Origin of the sequence: Nocardia sp. NPDC023852 (assembly GCF_040639505.1) — a bacterium.
GTDB lineage: Bacteria > Actinomycetota > Actinomycetes > Mycobacteriales > Mycobacteriaceae > Nocardia.
In genome coordinates this window covers 141,521-165,687 of the sequence record NZ_JBFAAB010000006.1, presented here as the reverse complement: position 1 = coordinate 165,687, position 24,167 = coordinate 141,521, and the positions used below count along the sequence as shown (strand labels likewise).

Here is a 24,167-nt window from a genome sequence, read left to right as displayed (position 1 = left end):
GCCGAACGTTCGATCTTCTTGCGGATCGGTGGCGCCCGACAGCGGATGCGCACTGGCGGATCGTGCATCCTCACGCCTCGTGGCCGAGCAGCCAGCGCTTCACGTCGAGGCCCCAGCGGAACCCGCCGAGTGCTCCGCCGATGCGGAGGACCCGGTGGCACGGCACGAACAGCGCGGCGGCATTGCGGGCACACGCATTGGCCGCTGCGCGGGTGGCCTCGGGGCGGCCGGCGCGGGCGGCGAATTCGGTGTAGGTGAGCGGGCTACCCGGCTGGGCTGTGCGCAGCACGGCCCAGGCGTGCACCAGGAACTGTCCGGATTGCTGGCGAACGGGAATCGGATCGATCGCGGTGAGGTCGCCTTCGTGGTATGCGGTGACCGCGCTGGTCACCTCGCCCAGTGACTCCCGTTGCCGCAGCGCGGCCGGGCGCAGCGTGGGATGGACCAGGCCGCGTAGGTTCTCCGCGTCGGCGGTCCATCCGGAGGCGAGAACGGCTCCGTCCGTATCGACGAGTGTGGTGAACGGTCCGATCGGGGTGGCGACGACGGCGAAGTCGGCGGTGCGGTTGCGTGTTTCGCCAATGCCGGAGCGAATTGTGGTGGGGGCGTTCATGTTTTGACACTGCCTTTCGTCGTGGCGCGCGGGGAATTTCTCGGTTGCGTGGCACGTTCCGCCAACGCTGCTTTCCATAGGTGCATTGATAGATACGACCTCCACGGCGCCCAGCGTGCGGTGTCCTTCAGGTCGATGCCGAGCAAATTCGCGCCCTGGCGGACAACCAGATCGGTGCCGAGGAGGACGTCCGGCTCGGCGAGCAGGCGCATGGTCACATAGTCGGCCGTCCACGGCCCCACGCCATCCAGCGCGAGCAGTTCGCGGCGCAGATCGACGGCGGTGCGACCTTGGTGCAGCACCAGTTCACCCGAGGCGAGCGCCTCGGCCGCGGCGACGATCGACCGGACCCGCCGCGCAGGGCCGGTCAACACCTCAGCGCCGCGTTCGGCGATCACATCCGGGGCTGGGAAAAGCAGGGGGAGCGGCCCGTCCACTCGCTCGCCGAGCGTTTCGACCAGCCGGGTGGTGTGCGTGGCGGCAGCGGACACCGAGATCTGCTGTCCGATCATGGTGCGGAGCAACAGCTCGGCTGCGTCGAGGCAGCCGGGCACCCGAATGCCCGGCGTGAACGAGGGCCGCCGCGCGCCGGAACGGCTGACCTCAGGCATCGCCTCGGCATCCGCTGGCGAACCCGCACCCGCGTCCGGCAGCTGCTCGGTGTGGTTGTCCGACAGCCGTTGGGCGGACGGCCCAGGCTGAGCGGGCCCGACGCCGAGCGCCTCGTCGATGCCGATCGGATCGGCGTCCAGATCCAGCAGATGCCGCAACCGCGCCACCGTCGGTGCCAGGTCGCGCATGTCGTGCAGGGACAACTCTGCCCGCACGTGGTCGCGCTGGAAGCTCAGCCGTGTTGTGGCGTGCCCGTGCGGGGTGCGCAGGTTTCTGGTGTAGGCCCGGTTCTCCCACAGCTCCACGCCGGGGGCGGCGTGCGCCGAGAAAAACCACTCCAGCCAGGCGCGGTCCAGCGGCTCCCGGTAGGGCAGCCGCAGGGTGAGCGATCCGTTGGTGGCGGGCGCCGGGCGTGCCGCGGACCCGTTTCTCGCGCGTTGAGCCTCGGTCCGCATAGTGGTCGGGCTGACCGCGAACACCTCGCGCACCGTGTCGTTGAACTGGCGGATGGAGGCGAACCCGGCAGCGAACGCGATGTCCGACATAGGCATCGCCGTGGTCTGGATCAGCAGCCGCGCGGTGTGCGCACGGTGCGCACGGGCCAGCGCCAACGGTCCGGCGCCCAACTCGGTGGTCAGCACGCGGGTGAGCTGCCGCTGCGAATAGCCCAGCGTGGCGGCCAGCGCGGGCACCCCGCCGCGTTCGATGACGCCGTCGCCGATCAACCGCATCGCCCGCGCGGCCAGATCCGCCCTGGTGTTCCACAACGGCGAGCCGGGCGCCGCGTCCGGCAGGCAGCGGCGGCAAGCGCGGTAGCCCGCCTGCTGCGCTGCGGCGGCGGTCGGCAGGAACGACACGTTGGCGCGCTTCGGCGTAATAGCCGGACACGAAGGACGGCAATAGATTCCGGTGGTGCGCACCGCGGTGAAGAATTGCCCGTCGAAGCGGGAGTCTCGGGTCGACACCGCCCGATAGCAGTGCTCGAAATCCAATGCCGTGATCGTCACGCCAACCACAATGTCAGCCACGGCCGACCTGTGCTAGCGGAAATCAGCCACCATCCCGCGCTGAGGTCCGTGCTTCGCACGACCGCCGTGACACCGCACAACGATCAAGCGGCCAAGTGCTGTGTGAACTACCGACTCGACATGCGGCGACGCGCACTGAAAAATCAGTGCCGTCGGCCGGACTCAGCAGCAGCGATTGGTGGGATTGTTGTCCGCGTCGGCATGGCGCTGCCGCCAGTACTCCCGTTCGGTCGGGATCTCGCAACCTGGATGATTGCGTCGCAGATGATCGACATACCGCTGGTAATCCTGCCCGCCCAGGATCGAGTTGAACCACCAGACGCCGGTGCGAGCGCCGCCGACGCAGGCATGTGCCGCGGCGCGCAGCCGCGTGCCGACCGGTCGCATGGGCCGGCCGGCACGCGGCGCCGTGGCGTCGCTCATCGCGCGTGCGCGTGCGCCGCGCCGGGCGCGCGAACCTTTCCGGCCGCGATCAGCTCGTCCCACTGCTTCTGGACTTCCTTCTCGGCCGAGGTGGCGACGAAACCGCTGGGCGCGAAGATCTTCGACGGCTCCTCTGGAGTTTCGGTGGTCGTGGTCCGGCCGGAGCGCCAGGCACGGAACGCCACCACCGCCCCGACGACCGCGACGATCAGCACCAGCGCCGCGAACAGAACCGACAGCGTGCCTTGGATGAAGGTGTTGCGCACGATCGCGTTCATATCGTCCTGGGTCTTCGCCGTCAGGCACAACTTCCCGGCGTCCTGCGCCGTCTGGCAGATGCTGTGCTGCTTCCAGTATCCGAGTTTCGGATCGTCGGAGAAAATCTTCTGCCAGGACGCGCTCATGGTCACCGCGAGGTCCCAGACCAGCGGAATGGCCGGGATCCATGCCCACTTGGCCAGTCCCTTCTTTACCACGATCACCAGAACCACGGTCAGCGCCATCGCCGCGAGCAGCTGGTTGGCGATGCCGAACAGCGGGAACAGCGTGTTGATGCCGCCCAGCGGGTCGGTGACGCCCATCAGCAGGATCGAACCCCACGCCGCGACCACGACGGCCGAGCACAGCCACGCGCCGACCCGCCAGGACGGGTCACGGAACTTCTTCGCCGCACCGCCGAAGTTGCCCAGCGCGTCCGACAGCATGAAGCGTGCGACACGGGTTCCCGCGTCGATCGTGGTGAGGATGAACAGCGCCTCGAACATGATCGCGAAGTGGTACCAGAACGACTTCATGCTCGCGCCACCGAGGAACTGGTGAAACACCTCGGAGATGCCGATGGCCAGCGTCGGCGCGCCGCCCGTGCGGGAGATGATGCTGGTCTCGCCGACATCGCTCGCGGCTTGGCTCAGTTCGGCCGGCGTCGCGGGTGGACCGCTCAGCCCGAGGCTGTTGGTGTAGGCCGCGGCCTTCTCCGCCGTGCCGCCGGTGAGTCCGAGCGGTGCGTTCATCGCGAAATACAGGTGCTGGTCGATGATCGAGGCGGTGATGATGGCCATGACCGCGACGAACGACTCCATCAGCATGCCGCCGTAGCCGATCATCTTCGCGTGCGATTCCTTCTCCAGCAGCTTCGGCGTGGTGCCGGAGGAGACCAGCGCGTGGAAACCGCTCAGCGCGCCGCAGGCGATGGTGATGAACAGGAACGGGAACAGTGAGCCCGCGAAGGCGGGGCCGGTGCCGGATGCCGCGAAATCCGAGACGGCGGGCGCCTTCAGCACCGGAAGCGTGACCAGGATGCCGACCGCGAGCAGGATGATGGTGCCGACCTTCATAAAGGTGGACAGATAATCACGCGGCGCGAGCAGCAGCCACACCGGAAGCACCGAGGCGACGAAGCCGTAGGCGATCAGCAGCCAGGAGATGGTGACCGGCGAGAGCGTGAACCAGTCGGTGCCCCAGTCCGTTTCCGACACCCAGCCACCGCCGAGGATGGCCAGGATCAGCAGCGCGAACCCGATGGCAGAAACTTCGCCGACCTTGCCCGGTCGCAGGAATCGTAGGTACACACCCATGAACAGCGCGATCGGAATGGTCATGCCGATCGAAAAGACGCCCCACGGGCTATGGGCGAGCGCGTTGACCACCACCAGCGCGAGCACCGCGAGCAGGATCATCATGATCACGAGTACGCCGACGATGGCCGACCAGCCGCCGATCACGCCGAGTTCGTCGCGGGCCATCTGCCCGAGGCTGCGCCCGCGCCGCTTCATCGAGACCCACAGCACCAAGTAGTCCTGCACCGCACCGGCCAGCACAACGCCGACCACGATCCAGATCGTGCCTGGCAGGTAGCCCATCTGCGCGGCGAGTACCGGGCCGACCAGCGGGCCTGCGCCCGCGATGGCGGCGAAATGGTGCCCGTAGAGCACCCGCCGGTCCATCGGCATGTAATCCTTGCCGTTCTCCAGGATCTCGGCGGGCGTGGCCAGGTCGTCACGCGGTTTGGTGATCTTGCGTTCGATGAACCTGGCGTAGAACCGGTACGCGATGATGTAGGTGCTGACCGCGGCGATCACGATCCACACGGCGTTGACCGATTCGCCACGCGAGATGGCGAGCACCGCCCATGCGATGGCGCCGAGTACGGCGATCCCGGCGAAGATCGCTTTCTTGGCCGGAGTGATCGGTGACTTGTCGACCACGCCGACAGGCGGCAGATCGGGATCGGTCCGCAGATATTCGATTGTCGCCATCTATTTACTCTCCTGTAAAACGCGCAGGACCCTGCCGAAACATGTGACAACGTATCCGATCGGTGTGCCCCGTGTGCCGATTCCGCATTCAGGCCGACCGTCGTGAAATATTGTTCATGTGTCGGCCGTCACGCTGATGTAGCCGAAAGTATGCTGCCATGCGGTTCGAGAAGCTCCACATCCGCCCCCGAGGAGGGTTGTGCCGCGTCCTACCCCCGCTGCCCCGGTCCGTCGTCGGACGCTGCTCGGGTCGGCGCTGGCCGCGCCGCTGCTCGCCGGCGCCGGGTGCGGATCTCCCGACGACGCGCTGACTTTCTTCTTCCAGGCCAGGCCGGAGGAGGCGCGGGTGCGGCTGAAGATCATCGACGAGTTCCGGAAACGGCACCCGGACATCAGGATTCGCACCATCATGTCCGGCCCGGGCCCGCTGCAGCAGATGCTCACCTACTGCGCGGGCGGTAAGTGCCCGGACGTGATGATGGCGTGGGAGCTGCTGTATTCCGGCTTGGCCGAGCGTGGCGTACTGCTGGATCTGAACACGCTGCTCGATCGCGATCCCGCCTACGCCGCCGCGCTGCGGGCCGACAGCTATCCGGCGCTGTACGACACCTTCACCTACGCGGGTGGTCAGTACGCCTTGCCCGAACAATGGTCCGGGGTGTTCCTCTATTACAACCGCGAGCTGTTCGCCGACGCGGGGCTCACCCCGCCCGCCCGCTGGCGCGATGCCTGGCCGTTCGACGAATTCCTCGCCGCCGCCCGTGCGTTGACCAGTCACGAGTCCTCCGGGCGGACCAGGTGGGGCTTCGCCGACGCCTGGGTGCCGTACTTCTCGGCGGCCTGCTTCGGCAGGAACAACGGTGCCGAGTGGTTCACGCCGCCGGTGCGTCCGACCAGGACGAACCTCGGTGATCCGAAGTTCGCCGAAGGGTTCCAGTTCTACGCCGATCTCGCGGTGCGCCACCGCGTAGCGCCGAAAGTAGCAGATACGCAGTCGGTTTCGGCGCCGGACCTGTTTCGGCGTGGTCGGGCGGCCATGGTTATGGGTGGGCACTGGCTGTACTCCGAATTCGCCGGGCACGACGATCTCGCCATCGACGTCACGGTGCTGCCGGTCGGCCCGCACGGCGGCCCCGGCGCGATCACCGATGTCGGCAGCACGGGCTTGTCCATCGCGGCGGACAGCCCGCATATCGAACAGGCGTGGGAGTTCGTCAAATTCGCGACCGGACCGGTGGGGCAGGCGATTATCGCTGCGTCCGGCCTGTTCGTGCCGGTACTGAGATCCGCAATGGGCGCGCCGGGTTTCGCCGCCGCACATCGCGAGATCCGCAACCTCGAGGTGTTCACCGATGGCCCGGCCAACTCCCGCCCGCTGCCGGTGACTCCTGCGTGGGGCAAGGTCTCCGCGCTGCTGGAGCGCGGCTCCAACCGGGTCCTGCGCGGCGCCGCCACCGCCGCCTCCTTGAACGGCAGCTTCGCCTCCGACGTCGACGCGCTCCTGGCTGTGCCATGAAGAGAGCACAGTGGTCGCAAACCGTCGGCAAAGTCCTCCGTCAGGCCCCGGCCGGCGCGCCCTCCCATTTGGCCAGGCGGCGGGAACGGGCAGGTTGGGCATTTATCGCGCCCAATATCGGGGCCGTCGCCGTTTTCTTGTTGTTACCGTTGGTTTTCTCGCTCTATCTGAGTTTTCATTCGTGGGACTTGTTCAGCCCCATGCGGTTTGTCGGTGTGGACAACTATCACCGGTTGTTCGGTTCGGACCCGTTGTTTCTCATCGCGTTGCGCAACACGGCCGTTTTCACCGTGCTGACGTTGGTGCCCACCGTGGCGATCGGCCTCGGGGTCGCCACGGTGCTGAATCGAAAGTTGCGCGGTATCGGAATATTTCGGACGATCGCGTTCCTGCCGTTGGTCGCTTCCACCGTGGCGATGGCGGTGGTGTGGCGGTTCATCTTCACCGAGGACGGGCTGCTGAACCTCGCGCTCGGCCGGGTCGGGATCGACGCGGTGCCGTGGCTGATCGATCCGGACTGGGCGCTGGTCTCGCTCAGCCTGGTCACGGTGTGGAAGAGTGTCCCGTTCGCGACGGTTATCCTGCTCGCTGCCATGCAGGGCGTGCCCGAGACGCTCTACGAGGCGGCGCAGATCGACGGCGCCGGAACACTGCGCCGGCTCACCTCGATCACCCTGCCCCTGATCCGAGGGCCACTATCGTTCGTCTTCATCATCACGATCATCAACTCGGTGCAGGCATTCGACCAGGCCTACGCACTGACCGGCGGTAACGGCGGGCCGGAGACGGGCACCTACCTACTCGGGATCATGTTGTTCCAGAACGCGTTCGGCTTCTATGAGGTCGGCTACGCGTCCGCGCTGGCCTGGGTGATTTTCGCGATCCTGTTCCTGCTGACGCTGCTGCAGCTGCGGATGGCCCGGCGGGCGGAGGTCGAACAATGAACGCCTGCGAGGCGGTGCGGCGCGCGCTGCCGGTCCGGCGCGATAGCGCGCTTCTCGCCCGTAGCCGGATAGAGCGGGCGATCATTCGGCGGATGGTGCGTGGCGCCGCGGTGTACGCCGCGCTCGTCGGCGTCGCATGGTGTGCGCTCGCACCGATCCTGTGGGCGGTGTCCGGGTCACTGAAGCAGGACGGCGAGATCGCCGACGCCACGCTGCTTCCGGAGCGTCCGCGGTGGTCGAACTACGGCAAAGTATTCGACCTGTTGCCGCTGGGCCGGATGCTGCTCAACACCACGGTCTATGCACTGTGCGTCACGGCGGGACAGGTCTTCTTCTGCTCTTTGGCTGGATATGCCTTTGCCCGCTTGCGTTTCCGGGGGCGCGACATGCTGTTCCTCGCTTACCTCGCGACGCTGATGGTGCCACTGACCGTGACGGTGATTCCGCAGTTCCTGCTGATGCGCGTATTCGGCTGGGTGGATACTCCGTGGGCGATGATCGTGCCCGGCCTGTTCGGCAGCGCTTTCGGCACCTACCTGATGCGCCAGTTCTTCCGTACGCTACCGGCGGAACTGGAGGAGGCGGCCATCCTGGACGGCTGCTCCACCTGGCAGGTCTACTGGCGGGTCCTGCTGCCGCACACCCGGCCCGCTCTCATGGTGCTCGCCGTGCTCACGTGGATCACCGTGTGGAACGACTTCCTCTGGCCGCTGGTCATGATCCAGCGCAACGATATCGCCACCGCCACACTGGGTCTGGTCCGGCTGCAAGGCCAGTACCACACCCAGTGGCCCATCCTCATGGCCGCCGCGGTCGTCATCCTGCTTCCGCTGCTTGTGATCTATGCGATCGGCCAGCGCGCGTTCATCCGCGGCATCGCCATGTCGGGACTCGGCGGTCGCTAGCAACCCCAGTAGGTGCCGAAGCTCCAGAGGTTGCCCTCCGGGTCACGAACGGTGAAGCCGCGCGAGCCGTAGTCCTCGTCGCGCAGGCCGCGGACCAGCTCGGCGCCCGCGGCCGTGGCCCGGGAGAACAGGGCGTCGGGGTCCTCGCAGACGATGTAGACCGAGTCGTGGCCGGGCGGGCGGGTGCCGAACGCGCTGTCGTCCTTGCCCGCCGAGCCGAACATGATGCCGCCGCCGAGGGGCCAGCGCAGTTCACCGTGTTCGACGATCGACGGGTCGTCCGCACGGGCGTAGAGCGCGGTCTGCTGGAAGCCGAACGCCTCGACGAGGAAGGTGGCCATGGCGCGGGCGTCGCGGAAGATCAGGGTTGGCCAGACGGCGGTTCGGGTGCTGGTTTCAGTAGTCATGTCGCTCATCGTCATCCTGCGGACCCCTCGGAGTCTTGGACGGATGGAATCTCCTCGGCCAGCCATTTCGTCGGGCTGGTCCCGGCCAATTCGGCGAAGTCGCGATCGAGATGAGCCTGGTCGTAGTAGCCGCAGGCAGCGGCAACCTGTGCGATGGTGACGAACGAGGGCGTGTGCTCGAGCATCCGCCGCGTCCGCTCGAACCGGGTGATCCTGGCCGCCAGCTTCGGGCTCAGGCCGAATTCCCGGTTGAAGCGGCGGGTGAGATGCTGCCTGCTCCACCCGATCTCCTCGGCCAGCGGGCCGACCGAGATGCCGCCGCCGGAACGGATCATGGTGCGCCATGCCCAGGTCAGCTCGGGGCCGACGGTGCGGTCCGGGTCGGCGAGTGCCGAGAGGACCCGGTCGCACGCCGCGAAGCGTTCCGGCCACGACGGCGCATGCTGCACACGCTCCCAAAGTTCCAGACCCGCGGGCCCGGCCAGGTCGGCGAATTCGATCGACGTGTCCCACAACGCCGCGGCGGGCATGCCGAACAGGATGCGGCAGCCCAGCGGTGTCAGCTCAACGGCCACGCCTTCCTGGTGTCCGTTGTGCGCGATGAGCGCAGTGCTCGCCTGTAGACCGCTCACCACGCAGCGGTAGTCCTGCGGGGACTGACGCGGATCGGTCTGCTCGACGACATCGATGGTGGGACCGACGGCGACGATGAAAGTCATGTGCCGCGAGGGCAACCCGCGATGCACCGACGCGGCGAACCCGAACATGCGGTAGCCGACGTAGCGGTCGATGAACGCCGCCAGCATAGGTGCCGGACGCGCCGTCACCACTTCTGTGGTCGGCTCCATACCGGTCACGCTACGCCGCACCTCGGCTACCGCAAGATGAACGCGACGAGGAGGTCTGACACGACGGCGATCAGTTCGCGACGTTGACGCGCTTACGAATCGCCGCCTCGTCGGTGGCCAGGTCGAGCAGGTAGGTGGCGAAGTCGTCGCGGGTGTCGTCGATGACGCACACCACGCGGGCAGGTTCTGCGCCGGTGCCGCCCAACGGTGAGATCGAGCACTCCGGCACGTAATGGGGTGTGGCTGCGCGCCGTGATCCGGTTACCGTTGCGCCTTCTAACGATTTCTGGAGGTGCGATGCGGCGGGTGCAATACGAGCGCAGCGGTGGTCCCGAAGTGCTCGAACTCGTCTCGGTTGAGCTGCCGACGCCCGGGCCGGGGGAACTCCTGGTCCGCGTCGACGCGGTCGGGGTGACCCTGCCGGTGGTGCGGAAGGTGCGCGAGCAGCGCGAACCGATCGCGTTGGGTGGCGAGATCGCCGGTGAGGTGGTCGCGGTCGGCGAGGGCGTCGACGGGTACGCCCCTGGATATCGGGTCACCGGCTTGGTGTTCGGGCACGGCTACGCCGACTATGCGCTGCTTTCGGCAGCCATGGCCTCGCCGATTCCGGACGGAGCTTCGGCGGTCGACGCTGTCGCGCTGGTACGTAGCGGCCTGGTCGCGCTCGGTGCGCTCGACGCCGCGTCCCCGAAGGAGGGGGAGTCGGCACTCATCACCGCCGCCGCGAGCGGAGTCGGACACCTCGCGGTCCAGTTGGCGCGGGTGCGCGGCGCCGCGCGGGTAGTCGGTGCGGTGTCGAATCTCGCCAAGGCGGAGTTCGTGCAGAACCTCGGCGCCGACGAGGTGGTCGAGTACAGCCAGGAGTCCTGGGGCGCTCCGACCGACTACGTGTTGGACGCCGTCGGCGGTGACCTGCTCACATCGGCTATCGCGGCCATGGCCCCCGGTGGACGTCTGGTCGCCTACAGCTCCGGCGGCGGAACCATCCGGGCATACGACCTGCTCGTCGGCGCCAAATCGGTGATCGGCTTCCAGATGGCTCGCATCGCTCGGGGGCGGCCCGATGTGTATGAGCAGTGGCGTCAGGAGCTGTGGCAGTACTACGCGTCGAGCCAGTTGCGCCCCGCCGTGCACGCAGAGTTCGCGTTGGAAGACGCGGCCGAGGCGCACGCCGTTATCGAGGGGCGGCGCAACCTCGGCAAGGTTGTTCTGATCCCCGGATAGCGTCGTTTCGTCGGCGGCTCGCGGGCCGGAGCTCTCATGGGCGTGGTCCGTCGGGTTGGTCCGGCGAATGTTGGTCGGCGGGTTCGCGTCGGGTTGGTACGGAGTGGTGGGGGTGTCGCAGCCTGTCGAGTTCGTGTGCCTGTCGTGTCGGGTTGACGCCGCAGATGGTCAGTTGGTGCTGTGGTCGCTTCGCATCGGCAGGTGATCGCTTCGGGTGGGCGCAGGGTGGAGCGGTCCGTGTGCCGCGTAGACTCTGTTCCTCGTGAGTCTCACCCTCGGAATCGTCGGCCTGCCCAACGTCGGAAAGTCGACGCTGTTCAACGCGTTGACCAAGAACGACGTCCTCGCCGCGAACTACCCGTTCGCGACCATCGAGCCGAACGTCGGTGTGGTCCCGCTGCCCGATCCGCGGCTGAACCGGCTGGCCGAGATCTTCGGCTCCGAGCGCATCGTGCCCGCCACCGTGTCGTTCGTCGATATCGCGGGCATTGTGAAGGGTGCTTCCGAGGGCGCGGGCCTCGGTAACAAGTTCCTTGCCAACATCCGTGAGGCCGACGCCATCTGTCAGGTGGTGCGAGTCTTCGCCGACGATGACGTGGTGCACGTCGACGGCCGAGTCGACCCGGCCGCCGACATCGAAGTGATCGAGACCGAGCTCATCCTCGCCGACCTGCAGACCCTGGAGAAGGCGGTCGTGCGGTTGGAGAAGGAAGCGAAGGTCAAGAAGGAACGCAAGCCGGTCGCCGAGGCTGCCAAGGTGGCGCAGGAGATCCTCAACAACGGCACCACCTTGTTCGCCGCGAGTGACAAGGTGGACACCGAACTGCTGAAAGAACTTTCGCTGCTCACCACCAAGCCGTTCCTTTACGTCTTCAACGCCGATGAGTCTGTGCTCACCGACGAGGCGAAGGTCACCGCGCTGACAGCTTCTGTCGCTCCGGCTGATTCGGTGTTTCTCGATGCGAAGGTGGAAGCCGAACTGCTCGAGTTGGACGAGGAGTCGGCTATCGAACTGCTGGAGTCCATCGGCCAAGCCGAGCCTGGTCTGCATGCTCTGGCTCGTGCGGGTTTCCACACCCTCGGCCTGCAGACCTACCTCACGGCGGGCCCGAAAGAGTCGCGCGCCTGGACCATTCACCAGGGTGACACCGCACCCAAGGCGGCCGGCGTCATTCACACCGATTTCGAACGTGGGTTCATCAAGGCCGAAGTCGTGGCCTTCGACGATTTGGTCGCGGCCGGGTCCATGGCTGCCGCCAAGGCTGCGGGCAAGGTGCGGATGGAAGGCAAGGACTACGTCATGGCTGATGGCGACGTCGTCGAATTCCGCTTCAACGTGTAGTCGCGTTTCGGTTCGACCTCAGGGCCTTCTTACGAAGGCGTCGGGACGCCCGAACGTTCAGACGTCGGCGTTCGAGGTTGCTGGTTCGGGCACGTCGCTGCCACTGGACCATGCCCCCGCTCTCTCTGTGGCGGCCTCGAACGCGTGCTGCAGTCGTTCGAACGCAAGGGGGCGTTCGGGGGCGGGTCGCGGAATGCCGAGGTGAATCTCGCGGAGCTCGTCGATGAGGTCGTCGACGAGGTCGGGGGACTCGGCCAGGATGCGAGCGCGCAGGCTCAATGCGTGTGACGTGGCTCGATGATGCATGCCCCAGGTCCCGAGGGCCACCATCACCGGAACCGTCTGAATCCCTGCCTCGGTGAGTGAATACGCCGCCCGCTGCCCCCGCGTCGCATCGTCACGAGACAGCAGGCCCTCCTCGACCAGATTTCGGAGGCGGTTGGCGAGGATGTTCGACGCGATGCCTTCGTCGTTGCGCGTCAGGAGTTCGCGGAAGTGTCGGCGACCGCCGAAAACGATGTCGCGAAGCACGATGAGGCTCCAGGCGTCGCCCAGCACCTCGACCGCCGCATTGATCGCGCACCCTGATCGGGGCTGTTCTCTCGCCATCCGACCTCCAAAGTGATTGCAGATAGAAATCACTCTACGCTAGGGTGTGAGTGATTTCATTTTGCAATCACCTGTCTTGGAGTCATTATGTCCCGTACGCGAGTCCACAACCTCTTCGTCTCCGCGGACGGATATGCCGCCGGTGATCACGTGACGCTCGAAGCGCCGATCGGCGGAGCGGGGGCGCTCTTCGGCAAGTTCGACGGACGTGTCATCCACGGCATTCACGGCATTGATGAACCGGTAACCGTGGACCGCGCCATGTTCAGTATGTGGGGCCAGGGTGTCGGGGCGGAGATCATGGGTCGTCGCAAGTTCGGCCCGCAGGCGGGCGAATGGCCGGACGACGGCTGGACGGGATGGTGGGGAGATGCGCCGCCCTTCCGCACTCCGGTCTTCGTTCTGACTCATTACCCGCACGAAGCACTCGAGTTCGACAACGGCACCAGTTTCCACTTCGTGGATGCCTCGCCGCAGGAGGCGCTTCGCTTGGCGCAAGAGGCAGCCGCCGGGTTGGACGTCCGGATCGGCGGCGGGCCGTCCACCGTGAGTGAGTTCCTCCAGGCCGATCTCATTGATTTTCTGCACGTGTCGATCATTCCGATCGTGCTCGGTACTGGTGTTCGGATCGGGGATCACCTCACTGGCTTGGAAGAGCGATTCAGTGTTGAGTCCATCAGCACGTCCAGCGGTCTGACGCATCAGCTGTGGAACAGAAACCGCAGCGAGTGAGAGCGCGGTGGCTCGGGTCGGTGGCTTTGGTCCCCATGCTCGCGCCGGAGTCCCGGTACGGCTGGGGTGGCCCCGTGACGCCGCCCGATATATAATCAGATATATAACAACGGGAGGGGTGATCATGGCAGTCACCAGCGTCGACCTGGATCCGCAGCTCATCGAGCGTGCCCGAGCGCTCACGGGCGAGCGATCGAACCGAGCCGTCCTCGACCTCGCGTTGCGCCGGCTTATCGCCTCGAAGCAGAAGGGCGCGATGATCGACGGTATCGCAGGACTGACCGACCTCGACAACGAGCTAGGCGCGCCAGTGGTCTCTCCGGGCGAGTCCCAGTCCTCGTGACCGACTACCTGGTCGACAACTCGGTCTGGGCGAGGCTGACCACTGGGGATCCAGGTATCACTGCGCGCCTGCGGCGTATCGAGCGAGCACCGGCCGACCTGTTCGTCACCTGCCCGCCGCAGGTGCTCGAGTTCTGCCACAGCGCCCGGACGCCCGTAGAGCACGCGAACTACCGAGAGCAGATCTCCCTCGGATTCCCGCTCGAGCACGCACCCGAAGAATCGCTTGTGCTCGATATCCAGGCAGCACTGTGGAACGAGGGGCTCGTCCGGGCGGCCGCCTCGCACGGCATCCTCATCGCCGGGTATGCCATCGTGAACGATGCGACCGTGCTTGCCGCGGACCACGACTTCGAGCACATCGCGAGGGTGTCCGACTTGCAGTGCGAATACATCGCGCCTTCGCCGTGACGTTGGTTCGTCGCGGAACGCGGTCGAGTTCCGCTTCAACGTGTGACCTAGCGTAGAAATATGACCGCCGAACGCGAGCTTGCTTCAGGCCAGCACCGAGGCATTCCCGATCAGAAAAATGGTGCCGGTCGATATCCCGGGCTATGTGTGCATGTCGGGCGCGGACGCTCGTAACAGTCCCTTCCATGAGTCTGTGACTGGACGGTACTTCGACCAGGGAATCGGACCGGCTGCTGCGATCCGGAATCTGAGTGGGAGGTCAGACCGTGCGGATGACGGGGGCAGGCTTGATGTCATGGGCGTCGATGAGGGCCCGGATGTCGTCCGGGTCGGAGGTCCAGATGATGCCGCCGAGACGGGCCGCCATGGTGACGACGGTGGCGTCGACGATATCTGCGGTGCCTGCCTTGCCGCAAAGAATGCCTGCCGCTTTGGCGGTTTCGAGATCGACGGGCACGACGTGGCACCCGGCAAGAAACTTGCCGAGCCTGACCTGGCGACGAGAGTCCCGCCATGCCTGGCCGACGACGACGGAGGGGACGTGGATGTCGCGCCCGTCCTCGAGAGCCAGACTGTGGCGCGCCCACATGCGCCGGTCGTCGTTGTCGATGGCGATCAATGTGCCGGCGTCGTACAGGTAGGGGATGTTCACGCGGCCGAAGTCCCGGAGCTGCTGAGATACTCGGCGTCGGCGTCGGCCAGGTCGACGCGGGCGGCGGCGAGTTCCTCCGGCGTGAACGCGCCATGCTCTGCCTGCCACTCCTGGACCACGGCCCGGCCGGCCCGCCACCGCAGCTCCCGTTCGGCTGCCCCGGCGACAAGTCGGGAGAGCGGGATGCCTTCCTCCTCAGCAGCTCCGGCCAGCGCTTCGACCAGCGATTCATCTAGGGTGATAGTAACCTTCTTGGCGGCCATACAATCACCATAGCGCAGTATGGTCAACGTGCGGGTTCAACGGCAGCCGCTGCGCGTAGGTCAGCTCTGTCGCCGCGCCCACACCAACGACGCTCTGCGATGACCGAGCCTTGCGCAGGGTCCACATCAGGTGAGTTCGGACCAGCCTGTCGCCAATTGGATGTGGCTGCCGTGCTCCGCGATGTCCTGCCATCGGGCGTAATCCCCGAATGGCAGGGTGCGCTCGGCCCGGTCGGTGATCGTGGTGTACCAATTGCCTTCGGCCCGGCCGTCGGTGCAGACATTGATCGCAGCCAGGTACCTGTCGCCGATCGTGAATCGCACGACCGCGAGGTGGGCGCGGACTTGGGGATCCCGCCGGGGGGCGACGGGGCTCCACTGCGTGGCGATGCGGAATGTCCGGACACGAGCCGCCAGGTTGGTCCAAGACATCACCTCGTCGATCGACCCCCAGTCGCCGGTGGCGGTGGTTTCCCAGCTGTCACCCCGCCGTGTGGCGATGTAGTGGTAGCGGCCGCCGCCTTTCTCGAACCTGACGATCGAGCTGTCCGATGGCTCTTTCGGTATCGTCGTCGGAGTCGGCGGTATGGGCGGCACCGGAGTCAACAGAGATCTCATCAGTGTGAGGTCGTAGCGGTTGAGGTCCGGATTCGCCAGACACAATCGGGCGACGGTCACCGGTGGGCCGTTGAGTACGGCCGGGGTCGCTTCGTTGGCTTTGATTCCGTCGATACGGACCTTGGCGGCGACCGCCGAGCCCTTGATATCACCCCAGCAGGCGGTGGTGAGCCCACGTGCCCGGAGATGCTGGATCATGGGGAGGTAGCGCTGACTCATCTGTGGGGTCAGCTGTCCCACCCTCTGATCGTCGATGCGCACTTCGACGTGTGCTTTCGCTTTACCCACTGTCGGTACGTTCTCGACCAGGGTGACGAACAACAGCCCGTGCCCGTTGGGAGGTACGTGGTTGCGCAGTACGTCGAAGTGCTCGTTCTCTTTGGTCACCTGCATGATCGCGGACCGGGGAAGCAGTGTGTAGGGCTGCGCTGGTGGTTCGTTCAACGGGATGGCCAGTGTCGGTTCGCCGAGGGCGATCTGCACTCCGGCCCGGAGTTCGGGACCGTCCCAGCCGTCGTATTCATTGGCCCAGATCCTGGCGGCGGTCGTCGGTACGAATCCCGACGCGATGATGCGTCTGATCGGGCCAGCCCACCGGGGGCCGTTGTCGGGATCGAGGTATCCGATCGTCTGGCCCTTGGCTCGCACCGATATCGACCACGGGCCGTGCGGTCCGCCGGGGTCGGGAACGAGTTGCACGTCAGGCGTCAGAACGGAGCCGTCATCCGACATATTCGCCGGGAAGAGGCTGCGGACCGCGGGCAGGTACTGCTTTTCGAGGTTCAGTTCGTAATCGCACCATCTGCGGGCCTCGCCCCACAGACGATAGGACGAGCCCCGGGGATGCTCTATGGAGGCTGCGGGGCCGACTGGAGCTGCCGAGGAAGATTGCCTGGATGGCTTGCTGCCGAACCCGCCGCTCCCTGCGTTTTCTTCATTGGAGTCATCGATGCTCACGCCGAAATCGGTAGCCAATCCGGCCAGCCCGGACTCCCATCCCTGCCCGATCGCTCTGATCTTCCAACCGTTTCCGCGCCGATAGATTTCACCGAATACGAACGCCGATTCGGTGGACGCGTCCCGCGTCGCGTACCGGGCCAGGGGGCGACCGGTCTCGTCGGTGATATCGAGTGCGAGTTCGCCGAGCGCCCCGAAATCGCCCGCTGTGACGCTGCCCGCCAAAGCGATGGCATGCACGTCCGACGGCACGGACGTCAGATCGACGGTAATACGCGCTCGGGCGCCCTGCCCGGTAGTGCTGCCCGAGAAGCGAACTGAGCCATCGGACGATTCCGGCTGGTTGTAGAACACGAAGTCGGCGTCGGAGCGAACCTTGTTATCGGCCCCGAGTAGTAACGCGGACGCGGCCATCTCGAAATTCGGCTCAGCCCAGCCGAGTACGACGGCGATATGCTTCGCATCCTCTGGCAGAGGCGCGTTCTGTCCTTTGGACAGCATCGGGGGAGTCACGAGTCCACCTTCTACGGCTGGTTGGAAACAGTTCGGGAGAATGCCGACCTACGTGCAGACGTTCGCCGGACCGATCGATGACAGCAAGATCAGTGCATTGCAGTGATATTCGATCGCGCAGCGCAGCGTGTTACGGGCGGATTCCCAAGCGGCTATACCGGCAAGGGTGGCATGGTGAAGCGTCGTCATGATTTTGGGCGCAACGTTCCAACGGAGTCCGGACGAATCGAAGCTGCGGAGAACTTCGACCGCTCGGTTCTCTGAGGCGGGTGTCATGTATTGCACAGGCATGCGCGCGAGTGGCGGGAGATCAAGCAGTTCGGCGAGGTCTGTCGCAGACCTCGCCGGGTAGCCGGCCTCCGACAAGGTGACCGTGGTGATGTGCACGAGGCCTCGCTCGATCCGCGCTGCCCATTCATCGGCATCGGGAGGTCGGCCCAGTCGCACTGAAGTCAGTCGGTGCCGGGCTTGCCGAACTCTTCGATCAGCACGGGGTACTGCTCTCGACCGTGTCCGGCTGCGATCGCGCGGTCGGCCATCGCCTTGATCAGCCTGGGCAATTCGGCGTTGATCGCCAATGCCTCACTCTCCTCTATCAGATGTTCCATTGCCCGCGCGTCGGTCTCCAGGGCTGAGACCTCTGCTGGAAAGGAGCCGCGGTCGATCTGTTCGGCATATCCGGGCAGCCATTCGGCCACGCCGGCGGCGATCCGCTGCGCGAACGGCGCATACGTCGCGGCGTCGACGCCGGCGGTCCTGAGCAGGGCGGTGCCCTGGAGCCAGGCGTTGAGAACACTCCACATCATGGCCAGCCCGGCCACGTCGTACAGGGACGCCAGCCCGTGGTCCGCACCGAGGTAGGTGACGGTGCCGAGCGCTGTGAGAGCTTCCTTGTGCACCTCGAAATCCGACTGCGGCCCGCTGTGCAGAATCACCGCCTCGTCGGTTCCGATCGCCGAGGGAATCGCCATGATGGCGCCGTCCAGATAGCGGGCTCCGCGCTGTTGGGCCCATCGGGCGGCCTCCCGCGCCTGGGTGGAATTGCCCGAGGTCAGGTTGATCAATTGCGTACCGTCCAGGTCGATTTCGTTCGCGCCGAAGAGCTCTCGCATCGCCTGGTAGTCGGTGACGCAGATGATCGCCGGCGATCCTGTCGCGAGCGCGGCGCCGACCGTCGGCGCGAGCCGTGCACCCTCGGCCACCAACCGGGCGGCCTTGGCAGTCGTGCGGTTCCAGACGGTGGTGGGATGCCCGGCTTTCAGGAACGCGCGAGCGATTGCTCGGCCCATCAGTCCGAGGCCGATGACTGTCACGGGTGTGTCGGTTTTGTTCATGGCAGTATCGTCAACGTTGATACCGGTGTGAAGGTCAAGTGAGGTTTCGATGCGGATCGGAGAACTGGGTCGTCGGACGGGTGTCAACACCCATCAACTGCGCTACTACGAGGCCCAAGGCCTGCTGGTGGCCGACCGCCGGGCCAATGGCTACCGCGACTATGACGACAACGCCGTGTTGCGGGTGAAGCAGATCCGGCACCTGCTCGGTGCTGGGCTTTCCTCCGAGGACATCGCGTACTTGCTGCCCTGCGCGGTAGGAGAAGCGCCGAAGCTGCCCGGGTGTCCAGAGTTGCTGGCGGCTATGCGATCGCGGCTACGGCGATTGGACGACCAGATCGACAGGCTCGCGCAATCGCGCAACGCTCTCGCCGACTACATCGATGCGGCCGAGCGGAGGGGCAGCGAAAGCTATCCGCCCTTTGATGATTCTGATCTGGCGACCGTCCCCGCTTGAGCTCTCGGGGTGCCGGCCGAGCCGTGCCAACTATCGCTCACTCCAACGTCGGGACCTGGTTTACCGCCGACGAGGCCAGCGGGACGCGATGCTGCCCAAGGGGCCGCTTGTGGTTGTGGCGGCCCCGTGGGCAGCGACGATCACCCGTGTAGGTGCACAGCCGATACGTCCACACCTAGTCCGTTCTCTCCCGGCGGCGAGCCCGCCAACGGCGAGTTGTCGAGGTATCGGATCTCGTAGACCCGTTCGGTGAACTTCCAGCCTTCGGCTGTTCGCCGGTAGCGATCGTGGTAGATCGCGTAGTTCAAATGTGAACTACCGTTTCGCAACCGGCCGAACTCACAGAGGTGGGCGCGGCCGGAGGCGGTGTCGCCGTCGATTTCGATCACGCCGGGATGGGTGTGCTGAACGAAGTAGTCCCAGGCGTCTTGCATTCGCCGCATTCCGGTCTGGAATTCGGCGTGGCCGGCGAGTTCGATATCCGCGTCGGGGATGCGTAGCACCCCATCGTCGGTGAACAGTGCCGCCAGGCGGTCGAAGTCGCGCATCATCACCGCGTCGGTGAATTCGCCGCCGAGCGCTTCGATCTCGACACGGTCGGCGAGTGACCGAAAGTCGTTTGGTGTCAGCATGATCGGCTCCTCAGGAATTGATGAGAGTGGTTTCGGCGCCGGCCCGCCGTAACGGTGCGAGCGCGGCGCTCCATGCGAGGACCTGATCCAGCAGCGTGTTCAGAGCTGTGGTGTGGTGGTCGCCCGGTGTGAAGACGGTGTAGTTCTCGAAATCGGTGAGCACCGAAATCGCGACCTGGTGGCTCACATCGGCCATGCGCAGCGCGCTGCAGACCAGTCGCAGATGCTCCACCGCGCGGACGCCGCCACCCGCGCCGTAGGAGACGAATCCGACCGCCTTGTCGGCCCACTGCGCGAACAAGTGGTCGATGGCGTTCTTCAGCACTCCGGGGGCGGAGTGGTTGTACTCAGGGGTCACCATCACGAACCCGTCGAACGGGGCGATCCGCTCGGCCCAGGCGCGGGTGTGCTCATGTACGGAGGGGCCGAACATCGGCGCGACCGGCTCGTCCAGATGCGGTAGCGGGTGGTCGCGCAGGTCGATCAGTTCGAACTCGGCGTCGCCGCGACGCGATGCCGTGTCCAGAACCCACCGGGCGACCTGCGGACCGTTGCGGTTGGGCCGGGTACTGCCGAGAATGATGCCGATTCTGATCATGTCCGGAACTCCTGCTCTGCTGAAAGTGTCACGGCCTTCCGACGACGCAGCCGGCTGGAATGTCAGGCCGTCTCACAATTCGGGTCGCTGTTTCGTCGATCAGGTGAGGGCCGCATCGACCGAAGGAGCCGACACCATGACCGATCCGAACCTGCGCTCGGTGATCAGCGAACGCCGTCAGCTGATCAATCTCGCCTACCGGCTGCTCGGCTCGCTGGCCGAGGCCGAGGACGTGGTGCAGGAGACCTACGCGCGCTGGTACGCGTTATCCGAGCGGCAGCGGCAGGATGTGGCGGCGCCCGGCGCCTGGCTGACAACGGTCGCCGGCCGCATCTGCCTCGATCTGCTCGGTTCGGCGCGAGCCAGGCGGGAGCGGTACGTGGGCGAATGGATTCCGGAGCCGGTACCCGACCGTTCCGAATGGCTCGGTGGTCCCGCCCCCTGCGATCCCGCCGACCGGGTCACCCTCGACGAGTCGATCAGTATGGCCTTCCTCGTCGTGCTGGATTCCATGACGCCGGCCGAGCGGGTGGCGTTTGTCCTGCACGATGTCTTCCGCTACTCCTTCGCCGAGGTCGCCGACATCGTTGGGCGCACCCCCGCGGCCTGCCGCCAGCTCGCCTCCTGCGCCCGCCGCCGCATCCGTACGTCGCAGGGCCCGTCGAGCACCCAGCGTGCCGAGGTGGTCAGGGACTTCAAAAGAGCCTGGGAGACGAGGGATATCGAGACCCTGATCAATTTGCTCGATCCGCACGCGACCGCGACTGCCGACAGCGGCGGCCTGGCTCCGGCTTTCCGCCACCCGATTACCGGCGGCGAGCAGATCGCCCGCGCCTGGATCGAAATCGCCGCCCTAGGCCCCGAGGTGACGCTGCTCGAGCGCACGGTGAACGGCCAACCCGGCCTGGTGGCGCAGCTCGCCGACACCATCGTGTCGGTCTACGCCTTCGACATCGCCGACGACAGGGTCACTCGCATCTGGGCGATCCGCAATCCGGAGAAACTACGGCCATGGAAAGCGGGCTGAACTGCGGTGATCACGCGACGGCGAGGAAACGAAATACGTTGGGATGCTTGCTGTTCCGCGTGTGTCGGTGTGTGCCGCTAGTCTGCTGGCATGGTCGGACCGGACTCGGCGCTGCGCCGACTGATGCGCGAGGCGGGGAAGCTGCTGCAGCAGTATGGCTTTCACGGCTCGGAGGCAAAGTGGGTGCGAGTCATGCCGGGGGGTGTGGCGTCGGTCGGCCGCACCCGGACACTGCGCACCTGGACAGGCGGGCAGCAGGTACTCGAATTCGGCCTGTGCCTGAGCGCTACACCGACTGCCTGGTGGGAATTTCGGAACTGGCGCAACGCGCAGCTGGGTCTTGCGCTCACGCCGCTCGAGCAGGCGACCGGCCCAGGCCTGATCGACGACCACGGCATGCCGGATGACCTGACCGAGTTGTGGTCCCTGCGGCTCGACCCGACACAACCAGGCCGGCCCGCGCTGCAGGCAGACGTCGACGCCATCCGCGCCGAGCTGCCCCGGCGCGTGCACGCCTACGCCCGCCGGGCGCTCCGGCTGCTGGAACCGGATCGGTACCTCGACGAACTGTTGGCCGACCCGGAACCGCGGATCGCGACCTGGGAGGCGATCGTCGTCCTGCTCGCCGAGCGCGGACCAGGACCGCAATTGGACGACGCATTCATCCAACTCCGGGCGTGCCTCGCGGACCGGGACGAGTCGGCCTACGCGGAGAACATCATCGCGTACGCACGAGCCCGTACCGGCCTGGTTTGAGCAGGTACGGGCACTACCCCACCACTTCTGAAACACGGGCTGGCTCGAGCATCGCGCGGGACACGAGCGAGCGCCGGAATTTATTCGCGAGGCGTGGGCGTCGGCCTGGGCCTGAAAACAGCGGGACCGACTACCCACCTCGAGATCAGCCCCGATCCATCGGGTTTGTGCCGTTCAGCCGCAGTGCACTTTGAATGCCTGCCACTCGTCGTCACCGATGAGGCCGCCCCAGTCGATGCATTCGCCCTTTGCCTCGACCTTCACCGGACCCGCGAACTCGGTGTATTTGGCGTCGTCGACGACTACGGCGCGACTATCCCCTGACCGCCGGAGCCCGGCGCCCATCCGCACGGGTTTCCCCGGCTGGTCCCGGACGGTGACAACGCAATTGTTCTTACCGTTGAAGGTCAGAAAGGCGGTGCCACCGGCGAGGTCGCGCGAATCGATCACGTCATAGCCCTTGCCGCACTGACCACCGTAGGTTGCCGCGGATGCCGTCGCGGGGAGGAATACCGCCATCCCGGCAGTGATTCCGATTACGCTCGCACACACGGCAATTGTCTTCTTGGCGTTGATCACGTAGAAACCTCTTCTTCTTGACGTGCAGTCTCGCGTACGCGGGTAGCGCAAGATCTCCGAACGGCGCTCGACGCTATTGACACACCGTCGAGGGCTTACAAGAAGAAACGCTGTGCACCACATGATGGTTCACTCTGTTTCGAAATTTCCCGTTCCCTCTGGCTGTCCGTGGAAGTCTCGGACGACCGCAACCGACTCGCACCGCCCGAGAGTGATTTCCTCTGCGTCAGTAGTTTGTCGTCGCGATCTGCGATCCCGGCCGACCGGGGCCGTGAATCCGTTGCGTGTTGGCTTGTGTCGGATCGCTGATCGTGAGCTGCTGACGGTCGCGGTGCGGCTCTCTCTGAGCGACGGCATCTCCAAGGGAAAGGCCCATCAGTGGCAACACTCCGCCGCCCGTGACAGTCACGACATCCTCGATCTGCCGAACTTCGCGGACCATGGCCCGTTCGGTGTGCCATGGCGGGACCGTGACGAGGACAACAGATGGTCGCTCTAGCCTCCACCTCCGGAATGCCCGACCGACCCCATCGGCAGCTGAGCCACGAAACCAGCCGCACCAGCCGATGACTGGTAGCGAAGTAGTCACTCGCGCCCGAACGCGGTATCGCCGGCGAACATCGCTTGACCTCAATGCTTGTTGAGGTTATAGCGTTGCGCTCGGAAAGGAGCTCACTGTGACGATATTGGTAACGGGCGCGACGGGAAACACCGGACGGCACGTGGTGGCCGAGCTGCTGCGGAGGGGTCGTGCAGTGCGTGCGCTGACCCGCGATCCACAGCGCGCCGCGAATTTGCTGCCTGCGAATGTGGAATTGGTGGCGGGCACCCACACCGAGCCGGGCACACTCGACGCCGCGCTGGACGGCGTCACCGGGCTGCACATCACCGTGACCGCCGGAGTGGCCGAGACCGGACCAGAGTTGGTCCGCCGGGCGGTGTCCGCCGGCGTCGAGCGGATCACCATCCTGTGGGGCGGGTACGTCGGCCCCGCGGAAACCGCGGTCGCGGACTCGGGTGTGGACTGGACGAGGCTCGAGCCGCAGGAGTTCATGTCCAACGCACTCACCTGGGTCGACTCGATCCGAGCCGAGGCCGTGGTGCGTGAGCCTTTCGACTTCCCCAGTGCGATTGTGCACGAGGCCGATATCGGCGCGGTGGCCGCGACCGCCCTGGTCGAAGACGGGCACGCGGGCCGGGCGTACAACCTCAACGGACCGCAGGCGCTGACCACGAGGGAGCGCGTCGCGATGGTCGCCGCCGCGCTAGGCCGGGACCTCGCGTTCGAACAGATCAGCAATGAGCAGGCCATCGAGCGGCTACAGCAGACAGGGGTGTCGCGGGCCGACGCCGAGTACGTCGTCGGCTGGTACGCCGATCCGCCGGAGTCCGCGCGGACTCCGGATGGCACCGTTGAGCGGATACTCGGTCGGCCCGCCCGCACTTTCGCGGAATGGGTGACGGAACACAAAGATCGTTTCTGAGCGCCGAACGATCTGCTTTGTGGCTGCTCGGCTCGGAGCGAAACCCCGAGCCCGGCACATGCGTACCGCTTGTGATCGGTCGCGCC

At 66.0% G+C, this 24,167-nt stretch carries 29 protein-coding genes; 13 read left to right on the top strand and 16 right to left on the bottom strand.

The genetic code is table 11. From position 1 onward, the window contains the following. Window positions 1-70: 70 nt before the first annotated feature. From AB0H00_RS13335 to AB0H00_RS13320, 4 genes are all read right to left on the bottom strand, one after another. Window positions 71-613, bottom strand: coding sequence for a methylated-DNA--[protein]-cysteine S-methyltransferase (locus AB0H00_RS13335; protein ID WP_357265317.1), 543 nt, complete (start codon window positions 611-613; stop codon window positions 71-73). After that, window positions 610-2,241: an Ada metal-binding domain-containing protein gene (locus AB0H00_RS13330; protein ID WP_357265556.1), complete on the bottom strand. Its 1,632-nt coding sequence runs from the start codon at window positions 2,239-2,241 to the stop codon at window positions 610-612. The genes AB0H00_RS13335 and AB0H00_RS13330 overlap by 4 nt, the downstream gene beginning before the upstream one ends. Before the next feature lie 174 nt (window positions 2,242-2,415). Further along, window positions 2,416-2,640 (bottom strand): YbdD/YjiX family protein, encoded by a 225-nt coding sequence (locus tag AB0H00_RS13325; protein WP_357265555.1) that lies wholly within the window; start codon window positions 2,638-2,640, stop codon window positions 2,416-2,418. A gap of 32 nt (window positions 2,641-2,672) precedes the next feature. Next, window positions 2,673-4,931, bottom strand: coding sequence for a carbon starvation CstA family protein (locus AB0H00_RS13320; RefSeq protein ID WP_357265315.1), 2,259 nt, complete (start codon window positions 4,929-4,931; stop codon window positions 2,673-2,675). 199 nt (window positions 4,932-5,130) lie between these two features. Between AB0H00_RS13320 and AB0H00_RS13315 the strand changes: the two genes are divergently transcribed. From AB0H00_RS13315 to AB0H00_RS13305, 3 genes are all read left to right on the top strand, one after another. Continuing rightward, complete coding sequence (locus AB0H00_RS13315) at window positions 5,131-6,447, top strand: sugar ABC transporter substrate-binding protein (protein ID WP_357265313.1); 1,317 nt, start codon at window positions 5,131-5,133, stop codon at window positions 6,445-6,447. A gap of 68 nt (window positions 6,448-6,515) precedes the next feature. Next, entirely contained in the window at window positions 6,516-7,391 is an 876-nt protein-coding gene (locus AB0H00_RS13310) for a sugar ABC transporter permease (protein ID WP_357265553.1), read from the top strand. A gap of 92 nt (window positions 7,392-7,483) precedes the next feature. Further along, entirely contained in the window at window positions 7,484-8,296 is an 813-nt protein-coding gene (locus AB0H00_RS13305; RefSeq protein ID WP_357265551.1) for a carbohydrate ABC transporter permease, read from the top strand. Here AB0H00_RS13305 and AB0H00_RS13300 read toward each other — a convergent pair. The 3 genes from AB0H00_RS13300 to AB0H00_RS13290 form a co-directional block, all read right to left on the bottom strand. Then, window positions 8,293-8,703, bottom strand: a complete 411-nt coding sequence (locus tag AB0H00_RS13300; protein WP_357265311.1) for a VOC family protein — start codon at window positions 8,701-8,703, stop codon at window positions 8,293-8,295. The two genes, AB0H00_RS13305 and AB0H00_RS13300, sit on opposite strands and share 4 nt — an antisense overlap. An 11-nt stretch (window positions 8,704-8,714) precedes the next feature. Beyond that, complete coding sequence (locus AB0H00_RS13295; RefSeq protein ID WP_357265309.1) at window positions 8,715-9,551, bottom strand: helix-turn-helix domain-containing protein; 837 nt, start codon at window positions 9,549-9,551, stop codon at window positions 8,715-8,717. Between the two features lie 70 nt (window positions 9,552-9,621). Continuing rightward, a complete protein-coding gene (locus AB0H00_RS13290; protein ID WP_357265307.1) occupies window positions 9,622-9,780 on the bottom strand; it encodes a hypothetical protein in 159 nt (52 codons plus the stop codon). Between the two features lie 68 nt (window positions 9,781-9,848). On the opposite strand from AB0H00_RS13290, the gene AB0H00_RS13285 reads away from it, so the two are divergent. Together AB0H00_RS13285 and ychF are read left to right on the top strand one after the other, a co-directional pair. Next, window positions 9,849-10,775: a zinc-binding dehydrogenase gene (locus AB0H00_RS13285; RefSeq protein WP_357265305.1), complete on the top strand. Its 927-nt coding sequence runs from the start codon at window positions 9,849-9,851 to the stop codon at window positions 10,773-10,775. Between the two features lie 262 nt (window positions 10,776-11,037). Next, window positions 11,038-12,117: a redox-regulated ATPase YchF gene (gene ychF, locus AB0H00_RS13280; RefSeq protein ID WP_357265303.1), complete on the top strand. Its 1,080-nt coding sequence runs from the start codon at window positions 11,038-11,040 to the stop codon at window positions 12,115-12,117. A gap of 57 nt (window positions 12,118-12,174) precedes the next feature. Here ychF and AB0H00_RS13275 read toward each other — a convergent pair whose 3' ends face one another. Further along, entirely contained in the window at window positions 12,175-12,726 is a 552-nt protein-coding gene (locus tag AB0H00_RS13275; RefSeq protein ID WP_357265301.1) for a helix-turn-helix domain-containing protein, read from the bottom strand. A gap of 87 nt (window positions 12,727-12,813) precedes the next feature. On the opposite strand from AB0H00_RS13275, the gene AB0H00_RS13270 reads away from it, so the two are divergent. The 3 genes from AB0H00_RS13270 to AB0H00_RS13260 all read left to right on the top strand — a co-directional run bounded on the left by AB0H00_RS13270 (window position 12,814) and on the right by AB0H00_RS13260 (window position 14,211). Continuing rightward, window positions 12,814-13,458 carry a dihydrofolate reductase family protein gene (locus AB0H00_RS13270; protein WP_357265299.1) on the top strand — a complete coding sequence of 215 codons (645 nt, stop codon included), beginning with the start codon at window positions 12,814-12,816 and terminating at the stop codon, window positions 13,456-13,458. A 124-nt stretch (window positions 13,459-13,582) separates the two neighbouring features. Then, window positions 13,583-13,801: a type II toxin-antitoxin system VapB family antitoxin gene (locus AB0H00_RS13265; RefSeq protein WP_327110033.1), complete on the top strand. Its 219-nt coding sequence runs from the start codon at window positions 13,583-13,585 to the stop codon at window positions 13,799-13,801. Beyond that, the gene (locus AB0H00_RS13260) at window positions 13,798-14,211 is read left to right on the top strand and encodes a PIN domain-containing protein (protein ID WP_357265297.1); all 414 of its coding nucleotides are present in this window, start codon (window positions 13,798-13,800) and stop codon (window positions 14,209-14,211) included. The genes AB0H00_RS13265 and AB0H00_RS13260 overlap by 4 nt, the downstream gene beginning before the upstream one ends. A gap of 259 nt (window positions 14,212-14,470) precedes the next feature. On the opposite strand, the gene AB0H00_RS13255 is transcribed toward AB0H00_RS13260, so the two are convergent. From AB0H00_RS13255 to AB0H00_RS13235, 5 genes are all read right to left on the bottom strand, one after another. Further along, window positions 14,471-14,863, bottom strand: a complete 393-nt coding sequence (locus AB0H00_RS13255) for a hypothetical protein (RefSeq protein ID WP_357265295.1) — start codon at window positions 14,861-14,863, stop codon at window positions 14,471-14,473. After that, the gene (locus AB0H00_RS13250) at window positions 14,860-15,126 is read right to left on the bottom strand and encodes a hypothetical protein (RefSeq protein WP_357265293.1); all 267 of its coding nucleotides are present in this window, start codon (window positions 15,124-15,126) and stop codon (window positions 14,860-14,862) included. The genes AB0H00_RS13255 and AB0H00_RS13250 overlap by 4 nt, the downstream gene beginning before the upstream one ends. Window positions 15,127-15,252: 126 nt before the next feature. Further along, on the bottom strand, window positions 15,253-17,214 hold the full coding sequence (locus AB0H00_RS13245; RefSeq protein WP_357265291.1) for a TerD family protein: 1,962 nt from the start codon (window positions 17,212-17,214) through the stop codon (window positions 15,253-15,255). A gap of 48 nt (window positions 17,215-17,262) precedes the next feature. After that, entirely contained in the window at window positions 17,263-17,601 is a 339-nt protein-coding gene (locus AB0H00_RS13240; protein ID WP_357265289.1) for a hypothetical protein, read from the bottom strand. 65 nt (window positions 17,602-17,666) lie between these two features. Further along, window positions 17,667-18,548 carry an NAD(P)-binding domain-containing protein gene (locus AB0H00_RS13235; RefSeq protein ID WP_357265287.1) on the bottom strand — a complete coding sequence of 294 codons (882 nt, stop codon included), beginning with the start codon at window positions 18,546-18,548 and terminating at the stop codon, window positions 17,667-17,669. Between the two features lie 49 nt (window positions 18,549-18,597). On the opposite strand from AB0H00_RS13235, the gene AB0H00_RS13230 reads away from it, so the two are divergent. Beyond that, the gene (locus AB0H00_RS13230) at window positions 18,598-19,005 is read left to right on the top strand and encodes a MerR family transcriptional regulator (protein WP_357265286.1); all 408 of its coding nucleotides are present in this window, start codon (window positions 18,598-18,600) and stop codon (window positions 19,003-19,005) included. A gap of 140 nt (window positions 19,006-19,145) precedes the next feature. On the opposite strand, the gene AB0H00_RS13225 is transcribed toward AB0H00_RS13230, so the two are convergent. Further along, window positions 19,146-19,637 (bottom strand): nuclear transport factor 2 family protein, encoded by a 492-nt coding sequence (locus tag AB0H00_RS13225; protein ID WP_357265284.1) that lies wholly within the window; start codon window positions 19,635-19,637, stop codon window positions 19,146-19,148. A 10-nt stretch (window positions 19,638-19,647) separates the two neighbouring features. Beyond that, window positions 19,648-20,235 (bottom strand): NAD(P)H-dependent oxidoreductase, encoded by a 588-nt coding sequence (locus AB0H00_RS13220; protein ID WP_357265282.1) that lies wholly within the window; start codon window positions 20,233-20,235, stop codon window positions 19,648-19,650. A gap of 136 nt (window positions 20,236-20,371) precedes the next feature. Here AB0H00_RS13220 and sigJ point away from each other — a divergent pair, with 136 nt between their 5' ends. Together sigJ and AB0H00_RS13210 are read left to right on the top strand one after the other, a co-directional pair. Beyond that, window positions 20,372-21,262 carry an RNA polymerase sigma factor SigJ gene (gene sigJ, locus AB0H00_RS13215; RefSeq protein WP_357265280.1) on the top strand — a complete coding sequence of 297 codons (891 nt, stop codon included), beginning with the start codon at window positions 20,372-20,374 and terminating at the stop codon, window positions 21,260-21,262. 90 nt (window positions 21,263-21,352) lie between these two features. Then, window positions 21,353-22,018, top strand: a complete 666-nt coding sequence (locus tag AB0H00_RS13210; RefSeq protein ID WP_357265278.1) for a hypothetical protein — start codon at window positions 21,353-21,355, stop codon at window positions 22,016-22,018. Between the two features lie 174 nt (window positions 22,019-22,192). Here AB0H00_RS13210 and AB0H00_RS13205 read toward each other — a convergent pair whose 3' ends face one another. Next, window positions 22,193-22,597, bottom strand: a complete 405-nt coding sequence (locus AB0H00_RS13205) for a spore-associated protein A (RefSeq protein ID WP_357265276.1) — start codon at window positions 22,595-22,597, stop codon at window positions 22,193-22,195. Between the two features lie 292 nt (window positions 22,598-22,889). On the opposite strand from AB0H00_RS13205, the gene AB0H00_RS13200 reads away from it, so the two are divergent. Together AB0H00_RS13200 and AB0H00_RS13195 are read left to right on the top strand one after the other, a co-directional pair. After that, on the top strand, window positions 22,890-23,096 hold the full coding sequence (locus AB0H00_RS13200) for a hypothetical protein (RefSeq protein ID WP_357265274.1): 207 nt from the start codon (window positions 22,890-22,892) through the stop codon (window positions 23,094-23,096). Between the two features lie 178 nt (window positions 23,097-23,274). After that, window positions 23,275-24,081, top strand: a complete 807-nt coding sequence (locus AB0H00_RS13195; protein ID WP_357265272.1) for an NmrA family NAD(P)-binding protein — start codon at window positions 23,275-23,277, stop codon at window positions 24,079-24,081. Window positions 24,082-24,167 lie beyond the last annotated feature (86 nt).